Origin of the sequence: Flagellimonas sp., assembly GCF_965233845.1 — a bacterium.
Taxonomy (GTDB): Bacteria; Bacteroidota; Bacteroidia; order Flavobacteriales; family Flavobacteriaceae; genus Flagellimonas.
The window spans coordinates 53,338-78,141 of sequence record NZ_OZ247584.1 but is presented as its reverse complement, the minus strand read 5'-3'; the positions used below and the strand labels follow the sequence as shown (position 1 = coordinate 78,141).

21 protein-coding genes are annotated in these 24,804 nt (G+C 42.3%); 3 read left to right on the top strand and 18 right to left on the bottom strand.

All coding sequences use genetic code 11. The features are described from left to right. Window positions 1-2 precede the first annotated feature (2 nt). On the top strand, window positions 3-557 hold the full coding sequence (locus ACO6S0_RS00380) for a GldL-related protein (protein ID WP_422350077.1): 555 nt from the start codon (window positions 3-5) through the stop codon (window positions 555-557). Between the two features lie 196 nt (window positions 558-753). Then, entirely contained in the window at window positions 754-1,854 is a 1,101-nt protein-coding gene (locus ACO6S0_RS00375; RefSeq protein ID WP_422350076.1) for a DUF4407 domain-containing protein, read from the top strand. Between the two features lie 214 nt (window positions 1,855-2,068). Here the strand turns inward: ACO6S0_RS00375 and rfbD are convergent, their stop codons facing one another. The 4 genes from rfbD to rfbB are packed head-to-tail and all read right to left on the bottom strand — an operon-like array spanning window position 2,069 to window position 5,422. Further along, complete coding sequence (gene rfbD, locus ACO6S0_RS00370; RefSeq protein WP_422350075.1) at window positions 2,069-2,938, bottom strand: dTDP-4-dehydrorhamnose reductase; 870 nt, start codon at window positions 2,936-2,938, stop codon at window positions 2,069-2,071. A 14-nt stretch (window positions 2,939-2,952) separates the two neighbouring features. Next, window positions 2,953-3,501, bottom strand: coding sequence for a dTDP-4-dehydrorhamnose 3,5-epimerase (gene rfbC / locus ACO6S0_RS00365; RefSeq protein WP_422350074.1), 549 nt, complete (start codon window positions 3,499-3,501; stop codon window positions 2,953-2,955). A 3-nt stretch (window positions 3,502-3,504) separates the two neighbouring features. Then, window positions 3,505-4,365 (bottom strand): glucose-1-phosphate thymidylyltransferase RfbA, encoded by an 861-nt coding sequence (gene rfbA / locus ACO6S0_RS00360; protein ID WP_422350073.1) that lies wholly within the window; start codon window positions 4,363-4,365, stop codon window positions 3,505-3,507. 19 nt (window positions 4,366-4,384) lie between these two features. Next, on the bottom strand, window positions 4,385-5,422 hold the full coding sequence (gene rfbB, locus ACO6S0_RS00355; RefSeq protein WP_422350072.1) for a dTDP-glucose 4,6-dehydratase: 1,038 nt from the start codon (window positions 5,420-5,422) through the stop codon (window positions 4,385-4,387). A 218-nt stretch (window positions 5,423-5,640) separates the two neighbouring features. Here rfbB and ACO6S0_RS00350 point away from each other — a divergent pair, with 218 nt between their 5' ends. Continuing rightward, entirely contained in the window at window positions 5,641-6,774 is a 1,134-nt protein-coding gene (locus tag ACO6S0_RS00350) for a hybrid sensor histidine kinase/response regulator (protein WP_422350071.1), read from the top strand. Here the strand turns inward: ACO6S0_RS00350 and ACO6S0_RS00345 are convergent. From ACO6S0_RS00345 to ACO6S0_RS00280, 14 genes are all read right to left on the bottom strand, one after another. Next, complete coding sequence (locus ACO6S0_RS00345; RefSeq protein WP_422350070.1) at window positions 6,771-7,979, bottom strand: glycosyltransferase family 2 protein; 1,209 nt, start codon at window positions 7,977-7,979, stop codon at window positions 6,771-6,773. The two genes, ACO6S0_RS00350 and ACO6S0_RS00345, sit on opposite strands and share 4 nt — an antisense overlap. A gap of 244 nt (window positions 7,980-8,223) precedes the next feature. Next, entirely contained in the window at window positions 8,224-8,862 is a 639-nt protein-coding gene (locus ACO6S0_RS00340; RefSeq protein ID WP_422350069.1) for an acyltransferase, read from the bottom strand. Between the two features lie 10 nt (window positions 8,863-8,872). Next, the gene (locus ACO6S0_RS00335) at window positions 8,873-10,066 is read right to left on the bottom strand and encodes a glycosyltransferase (RefSeq protein WP_422350068.1); all 1,194 of its coding nucleotides are present in this window, start codon (window positions 10,064-10,066) and stop codon (window positions 8,873-8,875) included. After that, window positions 10,067-11,224 (bottom strand): glycosyltransferase family 4 protein, encoded by a 1,158-nt coding sequence (locus ACO6S0_RS00330; RefSeq protein WP_422350067.1) that lies wholly within the window; start codon window positions 11,222-11,224, stop codon window positions 10,067-10,069. A 6-nt stretch (window positions 11,225-11,230) separates the two neighbouring features. Further along, window positions 11,231-12,439 carry a glycosyltransferase gene (locus tag ACO6S0_RS00325; RefSeq protein WP_422350066.1) on the bottom strand — a complete coding sequence of 403 codons (1,209 nt, stop codon included), beginning with the start codon at window positions 12,437-12,439 and terminating at the stop codon, window positions 11,231-11,233. A gap of 9 nt (window positions 12,440-12,448) precedes the next feature. Beyond that, window positions 12,449-13,417 carry a UDP-glucuronic acid decarboxylase family protein gene (locus ACO6S0_RS00320; protein WP_422350065.1) on the bottom strand — a complete coding sequence of 323 codons (969 nt, stop codon included), beginning with the start codon at window positions 13,415-13,417 and terminating at the stop codon, window positions 12,449-12,451. Between the two features lie 11 nt (window positions 13,418-13,428). Beyond that, window positions 13,429-14,781 carry a UDP-glucose dehydrogenase family protein gene (locus ACO6S0_RS00315; RefSeq protein WP_422350064.1) on the bottom strand — a complete coding sequence of 451 codons (1,353 nt, stop codon included), beginning with the start codon at window positions 14,779-14,781 and terminating at the stop codon, window positions 13,429-13,431. Window positions 14,782-14,824: 43 nt separating this feature from the next. Next, on the bottom strand, window positions 14,825-16,786 hold the full coding sequence (locus ACO6S0_RS00310) for an LruC domain-containing protein (protein ID WP_422350063.1): 1,962 nt from the start codon (window positions 16,784-16,786) through the stop codon (window positions 14,825-14,827). Window positions 16,787-16,912: 126 nt separating this feature from the next. Then, window positions 16,913-17,809, bottom strand: a complete 897-nt coding sequence (locus ACO6S0_RS00305) for a glycosyltransferase family 2 protein (protein WP_422350062.1) — start codon at window positions 17,807-17,809, stop codon at window positions 16,913-16,915. A gap of 10 nt (window positions 17,810-17,819) precedes the next feature. Continuing rightward, entirely contained in the window at window positions 17,820-19,292 is a 1,473-nt protein-coding gene (locus ACO6S0_RS00300) for an O-antigen ligase family protein (protein ID WP_422350061.1), read from the bottom strand. Beyond that, window positions 19,292-20,635, bottom strand: coding sequence for an oligosaccharide flippase family protein (locus tag ACO6S0_RS00295; protein WP_422350060.1), 1,344 nt, complete (start codon window positions 20,633-20,635; stop codon window positions 19,292-19,294). The genes ACO6S0_RS00300 and ACO6S0_RS00295 overlap by 1 nt, the downstream gene beginning before the upstream one ends. Beyond that, window positions 20,636-22,867, bottom strand: a complete 2,232-nt coding sequence (locus tag ACO6S0_RS00290; RefSeq protein ID WP_422350059.1) for a GumC family protein — start codon at window positions 22,865-22,867, stop codon at window positions 20,636-20,638. Between the two features lie 2 nt (window positions 22,868-22,869). Beyond that, window positions 22,870-23,610 (bottom strand): TolC family protein, encoded by a 741-nt coding sequence (locus ACO6S0_RS00285; RefSeq protein ID WP_420402004.1) that lies wholly within the window; start codon window positions 23,608-23,610, stop codon window positions 22,870-22,872. Then, on the bottom strand, window positions 23,610-24,803 hold the full coding sequence (locus ACO6S0_RS00280) for a sugar transferase (protein WP_422350058.1): 1,194 nt from the start codon (window positions 24,801-24,803) through the stop codon (window positions 23,610-23,612). Before ACO6S0_RS00280 ends, ACO6S0_RS00285 begins: the two co-directional genes overlap by 1 nt. Between the last annotated feature and the right edge of the window lies 1 nt (window position 24,804).

Below are 24,804 nucleotides of genomic sequence, written 5' to 3'. Positions count from 1 at the left end.
ATTTGCTTTCTAAACGACAAACACATCTTTTTCTAAGATTGAGCATCAGCATTGCCATTTTGGGAATCTTGTTTAAAATTCTCCATTGGCCTTTTGCCCCTACGATATTGGCAGCAGGAATAGTCGGAATAGGCGTCTTTTACGCTATTCGGTTTTATCAGAAAAGAAGGAAGACGTTGATGGACTATTCCAAACTGGCATTGGTAATTACATTTCTCTTGCATTATTCGTTTCGGATTTTTCACTTGGCTTACGGAACAATTTTCACCTATACATTCCAGTGCTGTCTGCTTGTTTTCCTGATTCTGTATTTCAAGGATGTATTTTTTTCTAGCGGGCAAAGTACTTTGGAGACCACAGACAATAAAGAATCAAAAACCAAATACCAACTCAAATATTTCTTGTACGCGCTTGCAGGGGTCGGAATAATTGTTGGCTCAATAGTAAAAATTCTCCATTGGCAATTTGGGATAATCAACGGAGATTTTATACTTGTGGTTGGACTTGTAAGCGCTGCCATTTCAGTGTTCATCAATCCTAAAACAGATAGTAGCTAGATTGGATTTCTCCCAGTAAAGAAGACATTTAAGCCTTGATTTTAGGGTCTTCCCTGTAACAAATACCAAAAAACTGCGTTCTAATTACATCGCTTTCAATTTTCTAGAGGCCAAATTCCTTCCAAACCAACCTTCCGTGGGAGTATTTGACCCAAAAGCGGTATGCAGTCAAGTATAAACCTAAACGAGCACTATCATGTTACTACGCTTTTTTATTTTCTGTTCAGGAGCGGACACCCAAATTTTAGAAACTTGTTCCAACGGGGAACGCAATAAGTATGCTGGCATTGGAGCCACAGTATTCTTTACCGCTGTCATGGCCTTTATTGCCAGTGGCTATGCACTCTACACCGTTTTCGACAACATTTACACGGCCATTTTCTTTGGATTCATTTGGGGTTTGCTCATTTTCAATTTGGATCGGTACATTGTGTCCACCATCAAAAAAAGGGACAGCTTTAAAAGCGAATTGCTCCAGGCCACACCTCGAATCATTTTGGCCATGATCATTGCAGTGGTGATTTCCAAACCGCTTGAAATGAAAATTTTTGAAAAGGAAATCAATCAGGTTTTATTGGAGGAGAAAAATGCCATGACTTTGGCCAATCAAGAACAAATTGCTTTGCAATACACCCCAAAAGTGGAGGCACTCAATGAAGAAATTGGAACACTAAAAGCGGAAATAGCGGCCAAGGAGGCAGCAACCAATGCCCTGTATGATATCTATATTACCGAAGCCGAAGGTACCGCAGGAACCGGATTGCTGGGCAAAGGACCTGTATACAAGGAAAAACGGGAAAAGCATGATGCTTATTTGGCGGAACTGGCCCAACTTAAAGAAACCAATGGACAAAAAATTCAGGATTTGGAAAGTCAAATTGTAGCCTTGGGCGTGGACTACAACACGGCAGTAACCGACTCACAACCCATTATTGATGGTTTCGACGGCCTCATGGCGCGCATCAATTCCCTAGGAAAACTTCCATGGTTTCCATCCTTCTTCATCTTTTTATTGTTCCTGGCCATAGAAACCGCACCCATTATTGCCAAACTACTGGCTCCCAAGGGCGAATATGACTATAAGTTTGAAGAACAGGAAAGTGTGGTGGCTACCTGGGTGACCCAAAAAGTGGCACAGCGCAAGTTGCTCTTTTCCACAGATGGTGAGCTTAACCAAAAAATCTATGAGGACATCAAAGGGGAGGAAGAACTGTATCGTTACAAGAAAGAAAAGACGGAAGAGTTACTGCGACTCCAAGCAGATTCCTTTCACAAGGTACAGGTAAAAGGACTCTAGCTTTATTTTTCACCTAGCAATGTGCAACCCCTTGTTTCCATTACGACACGAATTCCACCAATTAACACCCATTATAAGCATGTGTATTCGTGCAGATTAGTACGATTCGTGTCGAACTAAATTTTGCACTCATCGGAAAGGGGAAATAAAAAGTCAAAGACCACTTGACTGCCCCTTCGAACAGGCTCAGGGAGATAGCTTAGGGTATGACAAACTAAATATTTATCCTGGAATATGCCTTCAAGGCAACTGAAAGGCTATCCCTCCAGTGTGGAATTTGCAGGCCAAAGGTTGTTTTGATCTTGGATTTATCCAACACACTGAATTTGGGTCTTTCTGCGGGGGTAGGATATTCTTCAGAACGAATGGGTTTTAAATCCACATCAATCTTGTACCCGTCAAAAATAGCTTTGGCAAAATCGTACCAGCTGGCCACCCCTTCGTTACTATAGTTGTACACGCCATACTCTATACTATGTGCGTTAATGATATGAAGCACAACTTCTGCCAAATCCAAGGCATAGGTGGGTGTGCCCACCTGATCATATACCACGGAAAGTTCGTCCCGTTCTGTTCCCAACTGGATCATGGTCTTCATAAAATTATGACCAAATTCAGAATACAGCCAAGAAGTCCGGAGAATAAAATGCTCTTCCAGATTATTTATAATGGCCCGTTCCCCTTTATACTTGGTATCGCCATAAAACCCAATGGGTCGGGCAATATCTTCTTCTAGGTATGGGGTTGTCATAAAGCCGTCGAACACAAAATCTGTGGAAATATGAATAAGTACTGTATTGCTTTCATTGCAATTGAGGGCCAGATTTCTTGCTCCGCTAACGTTTACCCGATAGGCCAATTCGTTTTCTGCCTCAGCTTTATCTACATTGGTAAATGCTGCGCAGTTGATGCAATAGGCATAGTCTAAAGAAATCAGCTCTTCGTTTACGGCATCATAATCAGTGATGTCCAGCTCGGATGAGGACTTGAACACAAAGTCCAGACCTTGTGCTTTGCCTTCATCTACCAAAGCCTTAAAAGTGCTTCCCAATTGCCCGGACGCACCGGTGACCAGTATTTTCATAGTTTACTTTTCATTTAATGTGGAACGGCTTCCTTAAAAACAGGTAAAATCTTGTCTTTGTCCGATATGATCAAATCCTCCTTGTTCAAAATCCAGTCAATATTAAAGGTTGGATCGTTATAGATGATACCCCCTTCCGACTCGGCATTATAGAAATTATCGCATTTATAAAAGAATTTGGCCGTATCACTTAAAGTTACAAAACCATGCGCACATCCTCTGGGAATAAACATTTGTTTTTTGTTTTGGGAGGAAAGCAAAGTGGAGACCACCTTCCCAAAAGTTTTGGAGTTGGGTCTTATATCGACTGCTACATCCAGTACCTCGCCTTCAAGAACGCGAACCAATTTGGCCTGTGCATGCTCCCCTTTTTGAAAGTGAAGTCCACGCAGCACACCTTTCACCGAAAACGACTCATTGTCCTGCACAAAATAGGGTTTGGCACCGGTCAGTAATTCAAATTTTTCCTGATTATAACTTTCCAAAAAGTAGCCTCTTTTGTCTTCAAAGACCTTGGGCTCAATGATAAAACATCCTTCTATTTGGGTTTGATGTACTTCCATGGGCTAGGCTAAAACTTCCAATAATTTGGCACTGTAACCGCTCTTCAAAAAAGGCTCGGTTAATTTCTTAAACTGACTTTTGGTAATGAAGCCCATTTTATAGGCCGAGGATTCTATAGCACCAATTTTTAGCCCTTGTCTTTCCTCAATAACCTGAACAAACTGGGAGGCCTGCATTAGCGACTTGAAAGTTCCGGTATCCAACCAGGCCGTTCCGCGGTCCATGATGCTTACTTTAAGTTTACCTCTTCTTAGATATTCTTGGTTGATATCGGTTATTTCCAATTCACCACGGGCACTGGGTTCAATGTTCTTGGCTATTTCCACCACATCGTTGTCGTAAAAATAAATACCTGGTACCGCATAATTCGATTTTGGCTTCTTTGGCTTTTCCTCTATGGAAATTACATTGCCTTCCTCGTCAAACTCCACTACCCCATACCTTTCAGGATCGTTCACGTGATACGCATAGATAATACCTCCATCTGGGTCGTTGTTGGATTGCAACAGGGTTTCCAATCCAGTTCCATAGAAGATGTTGTCCCCCAAAATAAGGGCTACTTTGTCGTCGCCAATGAACTTTTCCCCAATGATAAAGGCTTCAGCCAAGCCGTTGGGCTCATCCTGAACGGCATACTCAAATTTGCAGCCGTATTTTCTTCCATCGCCCAACAACCGCTGGAACATAGGTAAGTCATGTGGTGTGGAAATAATCAATATTTCCCAAATTCCCGACTCGATCAGCGTGGAAAGCGGATAGTAGATCATGGGTTTGTCATAGATGGGCATCAGCTGTTTGCTCACCGCCAAGGTAATGGGGTGCAAACGAGTTCCTGAACCACCTGCTAATATTATTCCTTTCATGTCTTCGGGGTTAATTGTCCTAAGCCAGACTTTTTGTTTTGTTTTGGATAAACTTGTTTAAATACCAATCTATGGTTTTGTCAATACCGCTTTCAAAGTTTTCATCTGCCTTCCATTTTAGGTTGTTTTCTATTTTGGAGGCGTCAATGGCATATCTAAAATCATGACCTGCCCTATCCTTAACATAGGTAATCAATTCCTTATAAGAAGTTCCATCTGCCTTAGGATGTTTTTGATCCAACAATTCGCAAACGGTCTGGGCAATGTATACATTGTTACGTTCATTCCGTCCACCAATGTTATAAGTCTCTCCGGAAACACCATTTTCATAAGCCAGGGCAATTCCCTTGCAATGATCCAGCACGTACAACCAGTCCCTAATGTTGGAGCCATCGCCGTAAATGGGAATGGCCTCGCCAGATAATGCCTTTCTTATGATGGTAGGAATTAATTTCTCATCGTGCTGTTTAGGCCCATAATTGTTGGAACAATTGGTAGTCACCACGTTCATTCCATAGGTATGATGGTAGCTTCTGACAATGAAATCGGAAGAAGCCTTTGACGCACTGTATGGACTGTTGGGTGCATACGGAGTAGTCTCCATAAACAAACCTTCCTTGCCCAAAGTACCATATACCTCATCAGTGGATACATGGTGAAATCTTGAATTCTTATAGGCTTCCTTGTAAACCCCTGGACTTACCATCCAACGATTTTTGGCTACATCAATCAGATTAAATGTCCCCAAAATATTGGTCTGCATAAAGGCATCCGGATTGGAAATGGAGTTGTCCACATGGGATTCCGCGGCAAAATGAATTACTCCTGTTATATCGTATTTTTCAAAAATCTCCTCAATGAGTTTTCGGTCACAGATATCCCCCTTAACAAAGGTATATCGGTCATGGCCTTCCACTTCCTTCAGATTGTCCAAATTTCCTGCATACGTAAGGAGGTCTATATTGACCAAATGGATGTCGGCGTTAGCTTCCAAAAAATAGGGGACAAAGTTGGAACCGATAAATCCTGCCCCTCCGGTTACCAAGATATGAGTCATGAAGATTTTATTTAATTACTTGTTTTGTAAATATAATCCTACTTTTTAACCGCGTTCAATTTATGTTGTGAACAGCTGGTTTTTGTTGGTGGAACACTTTAATATAGGCTTAAACGCCATTTGAACCAATTTATGGGTCTTATTCTATGGGCTTTGAAAGGCAATCCTATCAATCCTAAAATCTTTTTCCTACTTTCGTATAGGTCTTTATAACTTAAATGGAAAACCAAGTTACGGAAAAACCCTATATCCTTGCCGTTGACGACGAACAGCTTAACCTGGAACTGCTTCGGTTTATCTTGGAGCGATACGACTTTGAGTTTGAAGGCACTAGTGACGATGACTATTTCTTTGAACTTTTAGCGACCCGAAAACCAGATCTCATTCTTCTGGATGTGATCATGCCGCGTATTGAAGGATTTGAACTCTGCGAAAAAGTAAAAGAGTTTGAAACGTATCGCGATATTCCCATTATTTTTCTCACGGGCAAGGTTAATGTGAAGGACAAAATCAAAGGTTTTGAAGTTGGCGGGGTGGATTATGTTACCAAACCTTTTAATGAACAGGAACTGGTAGCCCGTATACAAACCCACGTGGAACTGGTTCGCGCCAAAAACCAAATTGAAAAGCAAGCCAAAAACCTGCGGCAATCCAATGATTTGAAGGATCGAATGTTTTCCATTATTGGTCATGACCTAAGATCTCCTTTGAGTGCAGCTAAATTGAAAATGGATTTTATCATGCGGGGCATTATTGACCCCAAGGCGGATAATTTTCTAGATGATACGGTTTATGATCTTTTAAAAACAATGGACGAGGCGTTGAACTTGCTTCAAAATCTGCTGGGTTGGGCCAAATCTGAGAGTGATCAAATCCAGATGATTCCTGAAAAATTGGATCTTAATGATTTAGGGGAGCAAACTTTTAGGCTTCTCAAATTAGGTAGTGACCATAAGCAAATTGAAATGCAGAACAATATTCCTGCAGAGACTTTTGCCTTTGCGGACAACAACATGATCAAGACCGTATTGCGAAATATTGTGTCCAATGCCATTAAGTTCACCCCTGTGGATGGTCTCATCAAGCTAAATGGTAAAACTAGCAAAAACCACATTGTTATTGAGATTGTTGATAATGGAAATGGCATTCCCAAGGAGGATATCAAGAAAATCCTGAATCCCAACGAGCACTTTAGCAAACTGGGGACTGAAAAGGAACCTGGTACCGGACTGGGTCTTATTCTTTGCCAAAACTTTGTTCAAAAAAATGGAGGTGCCCTAAAAATTAAGAGTGAAGTGGGCAAAGGCAGTACTTTTTATTTTGATTTACCCATCTATTCGGAACAAGATTAAGCTACAACTTCAGACTGCACACCTCGTTTTGCACGTTCCCATTTTACGGACTGATTCCCCTTCAAATATCTTCCAAAGCCCAAAAACACGGAAAGGTTCATGATAAAAAAGTAGTACGGGATAAAAAGAACTTTCAGTCGAATCTGTCGGTTTTCCAAAAACCATCCCAACAGGGCGGCAACGTAAAACAATACCTGTCCCCAGAATAACAGGCTGAACAAACCAAAGTCAAACAAGCCTTCGTTTTGAGCCAGTGCAAAGTTCATGGGTATAATCAGCAACAACAACAATGGGGTCAGTGTCCAACGCAAAACGCGATGGGAAATATACTGGAAGGATAAGGTTCCGTATTTGAAAAAATTCAACAGTGACCGTAACCTCACCACGGATTGAATTCCGCCTGCTGATATCCGAATTTTTCGTTTCAACTCTTCCTTTACATTGGCCGAAGCGGTTTCAATGGCATAGGCCTCCGGGTTGTATTGGATGGTATAACCGGACATAGCTACACGCAATGAAATTATGAAATCGTCCAACAAGGTATCTTTTTCAACTTCCTGCCAAAGCTCGGTTCGTATGGCAAAAAGCTCACCCGCGGCCCCAACTGCGGAATACAGTTCCGCATCCCACTTTTTAAGCAAGGATTCGTATTTCCAATACATCCCTTCTCCCGCCCCAGCGGCATTATCCGATTCCTTGGAATAGATTCGTTTTTCTCCCGAAACACAGCCCACTTTGGGGTTACGGAACAAACGCACAATCTCCTTGATGGAATTCTTCCCTAAATCCGTATTGGCGTCAGAAAAAATAACAATGGGGGTTTTCACAAAGTGCATTCCCCGGTTCATGGCTGCAATTTTTCCAGTTCTTTCGTCTTTATGGTATACGTCAACTCCTTCATACTTACGAAGCAGTTCCGGGGTGCCATCATCCGAACCATCAGTTACCCAAATTTGTGTCACTTTGTCCTGAGGATAATCCAAGCTCTGAGAGTTCTTTACCTTTTGGTCCAAAAAATCCTTTTCATTGAAAGCGGTTATGAACAGTGTAACCTCGGGTTGATAATCCTCATTTCCCGTAAAAGGTTTGCCCAAACCCAATAAACGTCTAAGTTTTATTATGCCAAATAGCAAAATGCCGTATCCCAAATAGGAATAGAAAATTACAAATAATGAAATCCAGAATACTACTTTTAAAACCTCCATTACTTTTCTTTTATTTCAGGATTTGCTCCTGAAGGTTATTAAGCCATTTCCTTAGTCTTTTGTTCATTTTGTCTTGATACAAAACGAACCAAAAAATCAAGATGATTTCAAGGAAATTTTTGTTCCCTTGTCACAAAACCGTTGATAGATTTTTCGCTACATGCTCTTTTTCGCCCAAGCGAAACGCACTTCCGCTCCATCTCCAACTATTTCTGTGAAATCCCTTTGTTGCATTTTCCCATTGTTATACTGCAACCAAACTTTTTTTAGCAACTTTTTCCCATTCCCCGGTACTGTGATTATAGCTTTTTACCACCCTGGCCGGATTTCCAACGGCTACTGAATAAGGCGGAATATCTTTAGTAACCACGCTACCTCCCGCTATAATGCAATGCTTCCCTATGGTCACTCCAGCCACTACCACACAATTGGCCCCAATCCAAGTTTCCTCCTCTACAACAATGGTCGCAGTGGATACTCCTTGGGCATGTATAGGTTGGGTGACATCCTCATAATTGTGGTTTAGTCCCGATAAGACTATATTTTGTGCCAATCGCACATCGTCCCCAATGGTTACCGGACCAATAATGGTATTGCCCAAACCAATGCGGGTACGATTGCCAATTTTTACTGCTCCTACCCCATTATTGATGGTAGAAAAATCCTCAATGGTGGAATTGGACCCCAGTTCAAAAGTATTCCAGGGAAGTACATCCATTCGGGTTCTTTTGCATACAGTAGCGCCCTTTCCCTTTTTATGATAAAAGGGATTGACAAACAGCCGTACCCAACGTCTGGGCCTAGCCTGATTTTTGGGAACCAACATCCAGTGCACCAATCCTTTGATCTTTTCACTGTTCCTTATTTTGTCTTTTAATCCCATAACACCTGTTTTACGCTGATTTTTTTATGGCCTCATAAATGGCCTTCACATTGTTTTCCCAAGTATGACTTTGGGCAAAAGCAATTCGTTTGTTCTGCAGTCCTTCGCTGTTTTCTCCCAAAGCTTTTTCAGCCAGTTGGATATATTCTTCTTTGGTACTTCCCAGATACACATGCTCTTGGAACATTTCCATAGCCTTGGTCCTGGTGGCCAAAGTGGGCTTCCCCATGGCCAAATACTCATCAATTTTCCTTGGATAGTTTCCAATGGTCCAATCGTTGACCACCTGGGGGTTCATGGCAATATCAAAACCCTTGACATAGGCTGGAAGCTCTGAAGCATCTTTGCTCCCGAGAAAGAACACATTGTTCAATTGGTGCAAAGCAGAATTTTTAAAATCTTCATCTTCGGGACCTACCAAAACGATACTCCATTCCTTTTTGGTCTTGGCCATATACTCCAGTAGTTCAATATCCAAACGCATACTGGTCAAATACCCAACATAACCCAAAACGGGTCCTCGAATATCTTTGAATTCCTTCGGAATTTCTATGGTATTGTCTTCATCACTGAACAAGGAAACATCACAACCCTGCCCCACCATATAGCTGTTCGTGTTATACTTGGCTCCGTATTCAGCATACAAAGCAGAGTTGTTTACCACGGTATCAGCAAGTTCAATAACCTGGGGTTCAATACGTTCCCCGTGCTTTCTCCAATAGGGTACCTTTATCAGGTAATCCCGCATGTAATAGGTATAGCTCTGTGGCCGCAAAAGTTCCCTAAGGTGCAATCCCAAAAACATGGAACTGTCATTGAATAGCAGCACATTTTTAAATTTTAGTTGCTCCATCGCCTCCAAGATATCATTGGAAAAAAGCCTGGCATTTCTTTTGTTGAGTTTCTTGAACAGAAAATGTGATGGTATCCAGTTAATGGACTCCGTCAAGGATTTTGGATATAGGTTCCAAAGATTATCCGCAATGGGAACCAAGCCCGTGTCTTCACCTTTGGCAATCCGTACCCTTTTTTGGACTTTTTCGGAATTTCTATCCCTTCTTAGGGTAGCTCGATCCAAGGGTGGATTCACATAGAGTACCCTGTTGTGTTTCGCAAATTCAGTAGCAATGTTTTTACAATTACTTCCAATTTCAATATCCCAGGCCTGAATACCCACTACAATGATGTCCTGTCCTTTAATCATTTAATTCTTGTTTAGTTCCCCATATACCTCCGTGTACAATTTGAGCACATTCTTGGCCATGGTATCCCAGGAAAATTCCTTGGCTCTTTCAATTCCCTTTTCAGACAGCAACTTGGCCAGCATCTTGTCCTCCACCAAGCGCCTCATGGCTTCGGTAATTTCCAGGGGTCGTGTGGGGTCCACAATCAATGCAGCTTCATCTCCTGCTACTTCGGGCATGGATGACGTATTGGATGTGATTACCGGAACACCACAGGCCATCCCCTCCAAAATGGGAATCCCAAAGCTTTCGCGAAGCGAAGGATAAAGGAAAATGGTTGCCTGATTGATTAGTGCGGGTAAATCAGAATTAGGAACATATCCTGTAAGATGAATGAGCTCCCTTATTTCGGCAGCGTCAATAGCATTCAACAGTTTTTGCAGTTCTTCCTCATCGTAATCCAGCATTACCAAATAGTACTTATTAGGATAGATCTTGTTGAAATCTGAAAAGGCCTTCAGTACCCCTTTAGTATTTTTTTTGGGGTCGGTATTTCCCAAAAAGAAAAAGAAATTATTCGGCAGTTGATATTGTTCTTTTATACGATTCAACCGTACCGGATTGGCCACTTTTTTAAAGTGCGACCCTACTCCGTTATATATGGCTATTAATCTATTGTCCTTAAATCCAAAGTGTTTTTTGATACGCTCTTTCTCATAGTTGGAAACGGTGATGACCTTCTTACTCCTTCGAATGACCGGTGGCACAAAGTATCTACGGTACATATTGCCCAATCTTTGGTACCATGTCCCTTCTTTGTTAAACAAGCTAATGCTCTCCAGATAGATAATATCGTGAAGTGTGGTTATCAACGGTACACTTGAAAAAAGAGGTCCTGTGTTACTTGTGCAATGCAGCACGTCACAGCCTTCTTTTTTGGCTGCCCGTGGCAAAACCAGTTGTTCCCATCCTGGATACCCCCAACGGGATTCTAACTCCACAATCTTGAAGTTATCGGCTTTGGGAATACAACCATCATCAAAATCGGGTCTAACAAAGATCACGTATTCATTGATCGGGTCAATGTCCTGTAAGCTCTTGATCAATTCCAAGGCCACCATGTCCATTCCGTGCTTCTTTTTCCTAAAAAGTCGCTGTCCTTCTATTCCGATTTTCATCTCTGGTTATTGGGGGTTAATGGTTCCATGCTGGGTATGGATAAACTTTTTATTGGCCCCTTTGAGTTTGAAAAGCGAAAGGAACATTAAGAAAAATGCTTTGGGCAAGGTGAGCACGGCCCGTAATGTGCTCGTGCTGTAGTATTTTTTAGGTACGGCAAAAACAAATGCCAACATGGTAAGTCCAAAACTTATGTACCAATATATGGCTGGCACCACCAATAGATTATTGGGTATAACCAGATTGATCACGAGGTAAAGTCCACTGAACAAGGTCACCAATCCCAACAATAAAACTCTGGGAGGCGATACCATCTGATACACCTTATCAAAGAAATCGATGTTTCCTTTGGTGAAAAGTTCCTTTAGCCCGGGAACAAAATATCTGCCGAAGTATACAAATTGGGCAGACAGCCAACGTTTCCTTTGATTGGCAAACACTTCCGATTTTTGAACTTTCTCGTCCAAAACCAGGGCATCATTCAAATATTCGATCTTGGTTCGGTTCTTCAGCAATTTCAACTCCAATTCCTTGTCAAATCCACCTACGGCATTTACATGGGCCATGGTATGTTTAAAGAAATAGTAGTCAAACGCCATTCCTGAGCCGATCAAGGCCGATGAAAGCCCTAATACCCGATGTCCTTTTCTAAAAATGTGATTATTGACTTCTTCACTGATGGCGTCCAAAATGGCAAAAGAGGTATTGGTGTTTTTGGCAATTCGGTGCCCTTGAACAACCCTATACCCTTGATTGAACGCCTCATTGACTTTAACAATGAAATCCTGTTCCATAATATTGTCCGCATCCAAGATCAAGGCCACATGATATTCATCACCAATGACCTCCATGGCTTTATTCAGTGCCTTGGACTTGGTACTTTTCTCAAAGGAGACCTCGACCAATCTGATGGGAAGTTTTTTTAATTCTTCCAAGGTCGACGCCTGAAAAGAATCGGCAATGACCACCACCTCGTACAGATGGGAAGGGTAGGATTGCTCCAGGGCCTTTTGGGCCACTTCCACAATTACACTGTCCTCTTTATACCCAGGGATCAGCACCGCAAATTTTCGCTGTTTTACGGATAAGGTATCACGGGTTTTAGCCTTAAAAAGGCCAGCCACTGAAAAAACAACGACATACATGGATGCAAATCCAAAATATCCCAACAACAGGATTTCCAAACCGTTGATTATGATTTTTAGTACATCCATTGGGTTCTTTTATCCGGCTACCAATTCCTTTATCGACTGCTCTTTTAGCAGATTGTCAAAATACGCTATGGTTTTACCAAGACCTTCACGAAGATCAACGGACGGGTTCCAATCAGTTAGCTTTTCTTGAGCCAATGAAATATCCGGCTTGCGTTGCATAGGGTCATCCGAAGGTAGTGGCAGATGTACAATCTTGGATTTAGATCCTGTGATATCGATTATATTCTCAGCTAATTCCAACATGGTAAATTCACCTGGATTACCAATATTGATTGGCCCAATAAAATCGTCTTCCGTGCCCATCATCTTGATCATCCCGTCAACCAAATCGCTCACATATTGAAAGCTTCGTGTCTGTGTTCCGTCTCCAAAAACCGTGATGTCCTTACCTTGCAAGGCCTGCATGATAAAATTGGATACCACCCTACCATCATCCGGCTCCATACGAGGTCCGTAGGTGTTAAAAATCCGAACGATCTTCACCAAAACGTCATTGGAATTGTGGTAGTTCACAAATAAGGATTCGGCGCATCGTTTCCCTTCATCGTAACAAGAACGGATTCCAATTGGGTTCACATGCCCCCAATACCCTTCGGGTTGTGGATGCAGTTCTGGATCCCCATAAACCTCACTGGTTGATGCCTGCAATATTTTGGCTTTGATCCGTTTGGCCAATCCCAACATATTTATCGCCCCCAAAACAGATGTCTTTATTGTTTTGATGGGATTATGCTGATAATGCACCGGTGATGCTGGACATGCCAAATTGTAGATCTCATCCACTTCCAAAAAGTAGGGAAGGGTAACATCATGCCGAACTACCTCAAAATAGGGGTTGTCCATTAAATGTACAATCTTGCTTTTTCTTCCTGTGAAGTAATTGTCCATGCTAATGACCTCGTTTCCTTCGTTCAAAAGCCTTTCACAGAGATGGGAACCTACAAAACCTGCTCCCCCGGTTACTAATATTCGTTTCATCTTGCCCCTTTTTAAATTTTTACGGTCTCTTCCTTATCGCTTACAACGGCATCCCTACCAATACTGTAATAGGTAAAGTCCAGTTCCTCCATTTCCTCTGGATCGTAGACATTACGGCCATCAAAAATGGTCTTGTTGATCATCAATTTTTCCAAGATCCTAAAGTTGGGCATCCTGAATTCTGACCATTCCGTTACCACAATCAATGCATCTGCATCAATGATGGCATCATACTCGTCTTTGGCGTATTCAATCTTGTTGCCCAAAATGCGTTCAGCTTCCTCCATGGCCACAGGATCATATGCCCTAATGTTGGCACCCAGTGCTTTTAATTCCTCAATGATCACCAAGGAAGGTGCTTCTCGCATATCATCAGTTTTTGGCTTGAAAGCCAATCCCCAAAGACCAAACTGTTTTCCCTTTAGGTCTTTCCCAAAATGTTGCTTGATTTTTTCCACAAGTACGGATTTCTGTCTGTAGTTGACACTTTCCACGGCTTTTAAAACCTCTAAAGAATGTCCATATTCATCTGCCGTTCTAACCAAAGCTTGTACATCCTTGGGAAAGCAACTCCCGCCATATCCGGTTCCAGGGTAGATGAACTTGTTGCCTATTCTGGAATCTGAACCTATTCCTTTTCGAACCAAATCCACATTGGCCCCAACCAATTCACATAGGTTAGCGATATCGTTCATAAAACTAATCTTGGTTGCCAGCATGGAATTGGCCGCATACTTGGTCATTTCCGAAGAGAAAATATCCATGAACAACAGTGGATGACCATTCATCAAGAAGGGTTTGTACAAACGTTTCATCACCTTTTCGGCCCGTTTGCTTTCCACTCCAACCACGATACGGTCAGGTTTTAGGAAATCATCCACGGCACTTCCTTCCTTTAAGAATTCAGGATTGGATGCCACATCAAAAGGGATACGTACATCCCTATTGGCCAACTCTTCTTCAACGGCAGCTTTTACTTTAAATGAGGTTCCAACGGGAACGGTACTTTTGGTAATGATTACTTTGTAATCTTCCATGTGTTGACCTATTTCCCGAGCCACTCCAAGAACATACTTAAGGTCTGCGCTCCCATCTTCATCAGGTGGGGTTCCCACGGCAATAAAAATGGCATCACTATTCTTGATTCCCTTTTGCAAGCTTGTGGTAAAGGAGATTCTTCCCTTATCCATGTTGCGTTCCAAAAGGACGTCCAGGCCAGGTTCATAAATGGGAATCTCGCCATTACGCAATTTTTCCACCTTTTTTTCATCAATGTCCACACAGACCACATTTATACCGGTTTCTGCGAAACAAGTACCTGTCACTAATCCTACGTAACCTGTACCAATAACTGTTATGTTCATAATTTGAAGTGTATTTATGGTTTGTTATATTTTATTTTTCTTGCTATCGTACGTACCAATCCAAATCCTGTGTACCTCCTGAGTTTGCCCAATTGACAAATTTTGGATACGCAATGGTTATGGGAATGAATTCTTGCGGAGGAACAAAATCATCCGAAATATTCAATGCCCAAGGCAGGTTGGTATTTGTTTTATAAAACCGATTTTCATTGGCATCGCTATCATCTGCGGACGTACCAAGAAAACCTGCCTTGCTGGTAGGGGTGTGATCTGGCAAATGAACCTCTTTGGCCCTATCGGCCCCTGCAATCAAAAAAGGATTGAAGGGTACCATGCCCAAATCTGAATAACTAACGGGCGTGTTAAAATCTATCCCCAATTCGATGGTTTCACCTTCCATCAGTATCACGTTGCCAGCCACAAAGATTACGGTCTCATTAGCCGCTGTGCCGGTTTCAGTTCCATTGGCGTTTAGATCGATGTAATCGGCATTGACCACCTGGCCTTGAACATCTTCTACAAGAGAAGGGTCAATAGGGAAAACCAATCCAAATCCGTTCTGAAGGGATCCTCCAATATTATCAATGGTGTAGCTTGCCTCAATCCGTGTAATCAGGTTGGAAGCATTGGTAATCAAATTGTAGTTATAGGTAACCACCAGGTCATTAAAATCATAATCCCCTTGGCTGGGCCATAAATCCTCATAGGCCAAAACACCCGTTAAGTTGGCGGTTGTGGAAAAATTGTTGAACGCCTTGTTCACGTCAAACGGGAACTCGTCCAGCTCATCGTTTACCCCGTCCCCGTCCTCATCGTTGGCAGGAATCAAAGCAACCACGTTGGTCAACTCTATAGATTCCACGGGATTTGCGCGGGCGTAGAACACGGCATCATTAAAGTCGTCATCAGAACTTTGGTCTCTCCTCAAATCCTCAAAAGCTAGGAAATTGATTCCCCTGGCACTGTCATATAACTGCACCATATGGGTGTTTAGATTGGTATTTTCTGGATTGAAACTTGGTTCGGAATAATAAATGCCATTCCCGTCACCAACTCCCGATCCTGTCCAGCCATTGGCCACCACAAACCAAGAAATTACCGTATTGGGCTGAAAACGCCCCAGATAAACACGGTCTCCTGGCACCAATCCTCCGGACGACCCAACCATGGATACGTTGGGAAAAATTATATTGTGGGCAGTGATGTCATCAACAGTTGCAGGAGCCTCGCCAACCGGATAGGAATAATACCCCAAGGCATTTCTATATCCAGCTCCTTCGGATACGAAGGTGACCCAAACATCGGCCAAATCTGTAAGTACCATACTGGTCTCGCTGGTATTGGCCAAAAATTGTGGGTTGGCAATTGGCACTCTACTGTATTCAGGAAGAGAAGCGTTGATATCATCCAAAAGATTTTGTTGGATCACGTCCGGTAGTTCCATTTCTGTGGGCACCCCTTGATTGTCAAAGCCACCTAGAAAAGTGTAGGGTACTTTACCAGTCAAGTTCGAAATCCCTTTTTTGCTTAAGATGGATGGGGCACTCTTGCTAGCTGTTGTCCTGTCATACAAGGGTCTATAGTCAAAGGCTACAGATCCATTTTGGATCTTCAACCTTACGTCCTTCGTCAATCCGATATAGTCTGAGTACAACAAAATACTATCGGCTTGTGCCTGAACCAAAAAGTCTTGCTCATAGTGTCCGTTGGCATCAAAAACGGCCCTACCAAACGGAATGCTGTCCTGAGAACCTATCTTGCTATACAATGAAAAAACCGCCTTGCTTAAAAAAGAAGGAACATCCAAAGTAACCTGTACCTCCTGACTGGTGGAATAGTCAAAATCCGCTGAAACTTGAAAAACAGCTAAGGGATCTTCCTCTTCCGGTTCCTCTCCTGTTGTTAGGTTATCCACTGGAGGGTCCAAATCCTTCTCGCTTACGCAGCCGAGATTCAACACAAAAATGGAAAGCAGCATTACAAAGCCGAAATTTCTAAATATCATTATAAATTTCTTTTTTGTAAATATTATCCTACATTTTAATAAAGAAAAGTATTTGTTGCGTACGGCCTGTTTCGTGTTGTAAATAAGAGGCTGGCATATATATGTTAGGAAGTTCTCTGTCTTACACTAGACCTGATTTACTGTTTTCCCGTGCGTTAGGTTCCAAGTGACGGCTCGCCAGAATGCTTTTAAATGTTCAAACTCCCTTTTGACCAAAAACTTCAGACTGTTCTTGGGAATGGACACCAAGCCTTGGAACAATAGGCTGATAAATAACTGGAATGGTTTAAAGTTCCTTCGTGCAAAGAGGATCCTATTCCGCGAAATGTAGTATGTTTTCAGGGGACTGAATTTCCCAGTTGAAACGGATTCCTTATGTAAAATATAGGATTGGGGTTGGTAGTAGATTTTATAGCCGGCACGTTTCACCATTTCCGCCCAGTCGTGCTCCTCATAGTACAAAAAGTATATTTCCGTCATCATTCCCACCTTTTCCACAACCGTTTTTGGAACCATCATGGCAGCCCCATGTATGGATTGGGTCTCCCCAGGTTGGTCAAAAGAACCATCATCTTTTTGATGGTATCCAATACTACTATTTCTGATGGTCCAATGACTCATGGGAGTATATCCTGCATATTGGATCAAAGTGGGATCCCAATGAAATTTGATCTTGGGGCTCACCATTCCAATGCTGGTATCCGCCTGTAAAGTTTGCACCAGCGGTTCAATAAAATTTGATGGGACAATGGTATCATTGTTAATAAACAACAGGTAATCTCCTTTGGCCTGTTTTACCCCCAAATTGTTGCCTCCCGCAAATCCCAGATTTTCTGGACTTTTAAGCAACGTAATCTCTGGAAACTTTTCCTTGATTACATCAGGAGTATCATTCGGCGATGCGTTATCCACCACAATAACCTCAATATTTGGGTAGGTGAGTTTCCTTATGGATTGTAATAAATCCAAGGTCACTTCGGATTCGTTATAGTTGATGGTTATGATTGAAACAAGTGGTTCCATGAGTTGTGTTTTATGCTGCTTGTAGTTGTAATTCGGCTTCCTTCCCATCCAAAATTTCCTTATCCAATTTGGGTGAAATGAAGATGAACACCATTCCCGTATACATTAAAATACAGGTTGGAAATTGTCCAAAAACCCCATTTCCATAGGAAGCCAACATGATTCCGGCCATACCGCAGACCAAGGCGGTAATTTGCCCCTTTAACCAATCGTCCCGTATTTTGAACATGCAGTTATAGGCTCCAGTAATCAGGATAAAAAACAAGATAAAAAGGTGTAGATAAAGCCCTACGATTCCCGTATCGGCCCAAACCGCCACAAACCAACTGTCCGTTGCGGTATTGGCCAAAAAAGTGTTGGGCGAAAACCGTTTCCCCCAGTTCCCTGTTGAACCAATACCTCCTCCCAAAGGTCTGGTGGCCAAATACCCCCTTAATCTTTCCTGGTTGATTTTCCGCATTTGAAGGGAGGCGTCATTAGGGTCAAATGCGGTACGCATACGCCGAATCTGATCATTATCGTTCCCAATGGTGGTGTATTTGAAAAAGACGAAGACCCCAATCCCCAAGATTACGCCGAGCACAATGCTAGGAATGTGTTTGCGAATCAAAATAAACATGACCCCTCCCATGGCCGGTACCGCAATGGCTCCCCGCGTTCCTGAAATCATCATCCCCAAAAGGCCTGCCATGGCCACAACACCACAAAAAATTTGAAATTTTCGGTTTTTTGCGAATAAGGCCAATACCCCGAACACCACTCCGGTATGCCCTTGGGATGCTCCAAATTGACCTGCATCAGAATAGAAAGAGAAAATCCTAAGCTTTCCGAACAAGATATGGGTAACATCCCCTCCAGCATCCAGCCAGGCTTGCTCGTAGGAATCGACTCCAAATATCAATTGCTGCATGCCCTTCATGGTAGCCAAAACGGACAGGGTTCCCCAAATCAAAAAGAAGAGATGGAGGTCGGTTCGTTTGTTGAACAAAATAAAGACCAATGGCACAAACAACCATTGATATAAAGCCAAGCCTCGCATAGCATAAAACCATGCGGCCACGCTTACCGCTTCGGGGTTGGCAATTTGCAAAACTGCATAGCCAAACCATATCGTAACCAAGAGGGTCAATTGTGAGTTGGCCTTCTCCCAAGGTATTTTTATCCGAAATGCTTTAAAGAACAAAGCCAGGTACATCAATACCATTAAACCGTCCATCAGTAATCCCCAGGTCATGGGAATATATCTTCCAATACCAAGTACAAAAAAGTTAAAAATGAGAATGGTGATAATTCCTATCCTAGGGTTTATAAAAAGAGCCCCCATGTAGGTTATGGCAAAAGGAAGCACCATGATTCCAATGCCCGCCACCAAACCTTTGGTTGCAGTTAGATGTGCGGTGGTAATGACCACAGACAACAGCAATAAAATGGGAAGTGGTTTCCTTAGATAATCTGAGCCCTGTGTTGTTTCAAAAGGATTCATTACCTCAAATGTGTTTTTAGGTTTTTGATGAAATCCACACTTTCGGAAACAATCTGCCGGCTTTGTATTTGAATTTCCTTTTTGAGGTAGTGGAATCCGAGGAAAATCCCCATCAAAGTGAATAAAACGGTCCCAACTGCCACTGCCACCAAACTTTTGAAAACGAATACCGCTAGGATATTCAGAATAATGTTGGCAAAGGTCATAACCAAAACCTTATACAAATTAAGCTTTGGTTTGTTAATGCTATCCAGCAGTACCCCTGTAAATCGGTCAATGGGCAACAACATAATGTAAACGGTGAATACCCTAAAAATCAGGGTCAGTAGAGGTAGGGCATCTTTGTACTCATTGCCCCCAAAAAAGAGCACCAAATGCTCGGCAAAGACAAAACTTACCAAGGCAACGGGAAAGAACAAAAGAGTAATAATTCCAACATAGGAATAGAAAATACTTTTGGTCCCGTTTAAATCCCCATCAATGGCCTTTTTGGACATTCGGGGATAGGCGGTCATGGCAAAGCTATGCAGCGGGATTCCCAATAAATCAGTCAGTTTTAGTGGAATGGCATACATGGCTATCCCTGCCGACCCCAAAAAAGGGCTCATCCCAATGATAAAGGTATCGGAACTTTTGAGCAAACTGGAACTGATCAGGGTCCCCATGGAATATTTACCGAAGTTCACCAGCTCCTTTTCTGTTTTCTTACGGGCGAATCTTAAGTAGAAAAGTCCATCCCAATTTTTGAGCATGCACCAAATTCCCGAGATTGCATTTACGGCTACGTTTACCCAGATGATTTCTATAAGACCCCATTTTAGCCACCATTGGTTCAATAGTAAAAACAGACAAAAAAGACCCACATTGGAAATCCGTACCACCATCATTCTTCTAAAATTCTGTTCTGCTTGAAATAAGGACATGGCGTTGTTCCAACTTAAGTTGGAAAGTGCCAAAAAGGGATAGTAAAACAAGAACAATCGATATCCATTATTGATTTCAATACCGGAAAAGAGTAGGATTACGTGGCTACCCCAACAAAATAAAGTCAATATCCCCAGGAGGGACAGGTTTATTCGAAATGCTGTCCCGAGGATGGTCTTCTGACCCTGTTTATCTGTTCCCGAGAGCAATCGAACGGAAGAGGTGCGCGTCAAGCCAAATCGTAAAAGATCAACAAAAGTGGCCAGGGTAATAAACAGCACCCATTCTCCAAAAAGTTCCTTATTCAATTGCCTGGTCAATAGCATAAAACTCACCAATCCCATAAAGGCGACACTTACATTGGCCATTAGAGAGGACAAGTTCTTTTCCTTGCTGATATTTTTAAGTTTTCCCAACATTTAGGCAACCGTTTTCTTAGTGAAAAATCTGAACTGCACTATCTGCTTCACCCATTTTCTAATCAAGGATCGTTTTTTGGGAAGGTCGCCCACAACGGTTTCCATTTCCAAGACCTTGACACCATTCAAAATAATGGTGGGTTCGGGACCGGTTGTAGCTTCGTTAAAGAGAGACAAGGCATTTTTATCGGCGTCTCCCCATGCCCTGTTGGCTCGTGTAACCAAAAAGGTATAGTCCATGGTGGACGCCAACTTAACCGGGAACGGGTTTTTGATAATACTGGGTATTTCCAGAATTACAAAATGGTACGCATTGAAATTCGCAATGGTTTGATTGCGATCAAATTCCTTAATATGGGAAATCTTGTAAAGCTGGTCGCTTATTTCGTAGATCAACTTGCTGTAATGTTCCCCTGCCAATCCCAAATCTTCTTCGTCGTAAGTGATATGCAGCACAATGTAGTCCAACTCACAAAGTTTGGCGATCAAATGTTTGCATATAAATGTTTTCCCCTCATTTTCCTGGGTGGAAAAGAGCATGTTTACCACGGGTTCCTGTTCCTTTTCCTTTTTATACTGATTAAGGATGATGTTTCGGGAAATGGCATTTACCGCCTTGTTCTGTAGGTAGCTGTAATCTATCTTTCCTTGTTTGGCACTGATCACCGGAAATATGGAAGACACTTTCAACTCAATTTTATCTTCCGCCCTTTTTGCCGTGTTCAGATTTCCATCCAAAAATTCCAGGATCAAAATGGTTGCTGCCACCAAAATAAAACCAACCATGCCCGCCACTATGACCAGAAGCATACGCTTGCTAGGTTTTGGATTTATCGGGAAGAAAGGAACCTCTGTAAGTTTAATATTGGACTTTAACTCCACATTCTGCTGTCTTAATTTGGCAAGACCCAAACTATGCAGCAAACTCAAATACTCACGTTCCGCAATGTCAATTTTTCGTTCCAAGCGTTTCATGGTCGCTCCCAAAGGAGAAAACTCTTGATACAATTTTTCAAACTCCAAGCGTTTTTTCTCCATCACCTTCAACTGGGCATTATAGCCTTCATATTCAATGGTGTTTTGCAGCCAGTCAGCCAAAACACTGGTAGATGCCACACTTTTTGTGCTATAGTCTGTGGTATAAAGCGTATCGATATGTGAGGCAAGCCGGCTTTCCAAAACTTTTATACGTTCCATTTTTCGGGCCACCTCTTTGGCATCCTGTTGTCTTTGAACCGAATCCTTTTCCAGCCCCAAAGTTTTCATGGACACCTCAAAGTTCAAAGTGGAAAGCTCTTTCCGAATTTCCATGATACTTTGACTGGATATTCGTTTTCTTTCATGGGTTTCAAGCTTGGATTCCAGCGTGGTCAAAACCGCTTTTGCGGCATGAAACTTTCGTTGTACCTCAAAAAATTTGATTTCAAATTCTTCCTTCTCAGCAGCTATATGCTTGGTCTGTTCGTAGTAATTGATGATGTTGTGCGTGCGGTTAAAATCCAGCAATTCATCCTCTGCATTGTGAAGGTCGTCCGTGGATTTGTTCAACTGTCCCTGAAAATACTTGACCACCGCATCAGACTGATTTACTTTAATATCCGCGTTCAATTGAACAAATACCTCACACAGAATCAACAAGGTGTTTTGGCAAATGGCCGGATCTTCAGACTCGAACGCTATATCAACAAAATCACTGTTGGAAATTCTTCTTAGACCAACACGGCCCGAAATCTTTTCTATACTGTAATCTGGATGATCTAGGTTGATGAGCTGATATAGGTAATTGGTATGGTTGGATTCCTTAAGCTTTACGAAGTTTTCATAGGTTTTTTGCATATCCCCTTTGACCACCAGCTTTTTTACCTCATCCGGTACTTCTTTCATCAGCTTTTGGTACTTCTCCCGGGAAATGATCTTGATGTCCGCACTGTCCAGCACCATGTGTTGGGTAAACAGTTTCAGCCCTACGATTTCAATGGTTGTTCGGGCCTTGATAAGATTGAGTAAGTTGTCATAAGCGGTATTGGTAGCCCGGAAATCTATCTTGGTGTTTTCAAGTTCAATATTGGAACCCGTGGCAATGCCAGTATATACCCTGGCCTTGGAATTATAGATTTTGGGTTCGTCCCTAGTCATAAAAAACACCAAAGCGGCCAAAATAATGGGCATGGCCACCAGAAGACTTATGTGTCTTACTAAAAGACGGACAAAAAATAAAAGATTAAACTTCATTCCTATATATTCAATTCTGCTCCAATAATGCCCTCCAGGGCCATTACGGAGGAAATAAATTCTGACCGCTGTAATTCAAATCCCATGGTGGCCTGGTTCATCATCTGTTGCAAGCGGGTGTATTCGGCAATATTGATTACCCCGTTGGCAAAGTCTTTTTCTGCCCTGATGGACTGTACTCTAAAATTGTCCACTATGGATCCGGAGATAAAGAAGAGTCTATGCGACTTTAGGAGGTTGTTGTAGAGTTCAACCACTTTCTGCTCCAGTTCCAATTCCGCCACCTGGGTTTCAAAACGTGCTTTTTCAGCTTCACCCTTGGCACTCTTAATTTTGGCTCTTCTATTTATGATTGCTGAAATCGGTAATCGCAAGGAAACCCCAACATTGTACCTACTTTGTTCGCTTGAAAACAAGGCTTGGCTTTGTGGATCACCCGCAATCTGGGAGTTGCTCAGGTTATCAAAAATGCCGTAGTTGTAACCAGCCTCTAAATTGACGTACTCCAACCAAGCGCGTTGCTCTGCAGACACTACCCCATCCCTATATTGTTGTTCGGAGACGGTTACCTTTACAAAGGGCGAATACTCCTTGGCCATGGCCACGAGGGAGTCAATGGGCGGTAGCTTTTTGGCAATGTCATTCTCCTTTAGACTTTTTTCAATAAAATCATTTATGGATTGACCCCATGCGAGATTGCACAACAGCAACAGAAGTAGCACACAAAGCTGGTTTTTCTTCATTATACATTCTCTTTTTGAAAAACGGCTTTGAAGGTTCTTAGCACAATCCACAAATCTATTAAAAAGGCATATTTGCTGTTGGCGTATTCCACATATTTAATATCCAATGATTTACGCTCTTCAGGAGACATTTTTGAGCTTCTCCCCCGGGCCTCAACCTGCCACAATCCAGTAATGCCGGCGGGGCCGTTAAAACGGTCCGTCCATTCATCCGTGGTCAGCACTTCGGCTTCATACAAAGGAAGGGGACGGTTGCCCACAATGGACATATCGCCTTTAAGGACATTGATCAATTGCGGAAGTTCATCTATGCTCAATTTCCTGATGATCTTGCCCACTTTTGTGATTCTGGGATCGTTATCAAATTTTACAAACGCGCTCTTGGCACTTTCTTTTTTCTGGCTGTTATGCTGAAGTTCGTCCACTTCCGAATCGTCACCGATAAGTACGGTTCCCGTTGTTTTAATGGCCTGTTCCTCCTGTTGTTCCTCTTCCTTGTTTTCATCATCATGCACATACTGGTTCAGATGCTGAAATTCCTTTAGGCGGTTGTCCGCATCCGGATACATGGATCGGAGTTTATAGAAATCAAAAATCTTGTAGCTGGTCCCTACCCTTTTGGAGATGTAATAGACCTTGCCCTTGGATTCCAATCGGATGGCAATGATGAACAGAAGCAGAAACGGAGCCGCGCACAAGAGCGCCAAGCCCGCAACAGTGATATCAAATGTCCGTTTCCAGAACCCAATTTTGTATTCCTTTTGCACTCCCTCGGGAGCACCTATCCGTTCTCTTTTGAGGTTGGCCTTCAATTCTTTTAAAAACTGCACCCTTTCCAATATCCGATCGGTGGACAAGGGTTGTACATAGAAGTCATCTATACCGTTTTTTACGGCCTCGGACAAATCGTTTTTATCTCGGCTTTTGGCCACTAATATGAAAGGAATGTCATCTTTATTGGTAAACCGTTCCCTAACAACACTGTGAAACTCAATGCCTGTTTGTCCTGGAATCTGTTTCTCACAGATAATGGCATCCACATGTTGGTTTTCTTCCAACCATTTTATGGCCAAAACCGAATTCTTAGCCATATGGAAATCCACTTTTTCAGGAAGAGCCTCAAATTGATCTACCACAACTTGATCTACCCCTACATACAGGAGACATACTTTTTGAGCCGATAATACTTCCATG

Coding starts and splice junctions, on each gene's coding strand:
- ACO6S0_RS00375 (WP_422350076.1), top strand. CDS start 754: ATGTTACTACGCTTTTTTATTTTCTGTTCAGGAGCGGACACCCAAATT.
- rfbD (WP_422350075.1), bottom strand. CDS start 2,938: ATGAAAATACTGGTCACCGGTGCGTCCGGGCAATTGGGAAGCACTTTT.
- rfbC (WP_422350074.1), bottom strand. CDS start 3,501: ATGGAAGTACATCAAACCCAAATAGAAGGATGTTTTATCATTGAGCCC.
- rfbA (WP_422350073.1), bottom strand. CDS start 4,365: ATGAAAGGAATAATATTAGCAGGTGGTTCAGGAACTCGTTTGCACCCC.
- rfbB (WP_422350072.1), bottom strand. CDS start 5,422: ATGACTCATATCTTGGTAACCGGAGGGGCAGGATTTATCGGTTCCAAC.
- ACO6S0_RS00350 (WP_422350071.1), top strand. CDS start 5,641: ATGGAAAACCAAGTTACGGAAAAACCCTATATCCTTGCCGTTGACGAC.
- ACO6S0_RS00345 (WP_422350070.1), bottom strand. CDS start 7,979: ATGGAGGTTTTAAAAGTAGTATTCTGGATTTCATTATTTGTAATTTTC.
- ACO6S0_RS00340 (WP_422350069.1), bottom strand. CDS start 8,862: ATGGGATTAAAAGACAAAATAAGGAACAGTGAAAAGATCAAAGGATTG.
- ACO6S0_RS00335 (WP_422350068.1), bottom strand. CDS start 10,066: ATGATTAAAGGACAGGACATCATTGTAGTGGGTATTCAGGCCTGGGAT.
- ACO6S0_RS00330 (WP_422350067.1), bottom strand. CDS start 11,224: ATGAAAATCGGAATAGAAGGACAGCGACTTTTTAGGAAAAAGAAGCAC.
- ACO6S0_RS00325 (WP_422350066.1), bottom strand. CDS start 12,439: ATGGATGTACTAAAAATCATAATCAACGGTTTGGAAATCCTGTTGTTG.
- ACO6S0_RS00320 (WP_422350065.1), bottom strand. CDS start 13,417: ATGAAACGAATATTAGTAACCGGGGGAGCAGGTTTTGTAGGTTCCCAT.
- ACO6S0_RS00315 (WP_422350064.1), bottom strand. CDS start 14,781: ATGAACATAACAGTTATTGGTACAGGTTACGTAGGATTAGTGACAGGT.
- ACO6S0_RS00310 (WP_422350063.1), bottom strand. CDS start 16,786: ATGATATTTAGAAATTTCGGCTTTGTAATGCTGCTTTCCATTTTTGTG.
- ACO6S0_RS00305 (WP_422350062.1), bottom strand. CDS start 17,809: ATGGAACCACTTGTTTCAATCATAACCATCAACTATAACGAATCCGAA.
- ACO6S0_RS00300 (WP_422350061.1), bottom strand. CDS start 19,292: ATGAATCCTTTTGAAACAACACAGGGCTCAGATTATCTAAGGAAACCA.
- ACO6S0_RS00295 (WP_422350060.1), bottom strand. CDS start 20,635: ATGTTGGGAAAACTTAAAAATATCAGCAAGGAAAAGAACTTGTCCTCT.
- ACO6S0_RS00290 (WP_422350059.1), bottom strand. CDS start 22,867: ATGAAGTTTAATCTTTTATTTTTTGTCCGTCTTTTAGTAAGACACATA.
- ACO6S0_RS00285 (WP_420402004.1), bottom strand. CDS start 23,610: ATGAAGAAAAACCAGCTTTGTGTGCTACTTCTGTTGCTGTTGTGCAAT.
- ACO6S0_RS00280 (WP_422350058.1), bottom strand. CDS start 24,803: ATGGAAGTATTATCGGCTCAAAAAGTATGTCTCCTGTATGTAGGGGTA.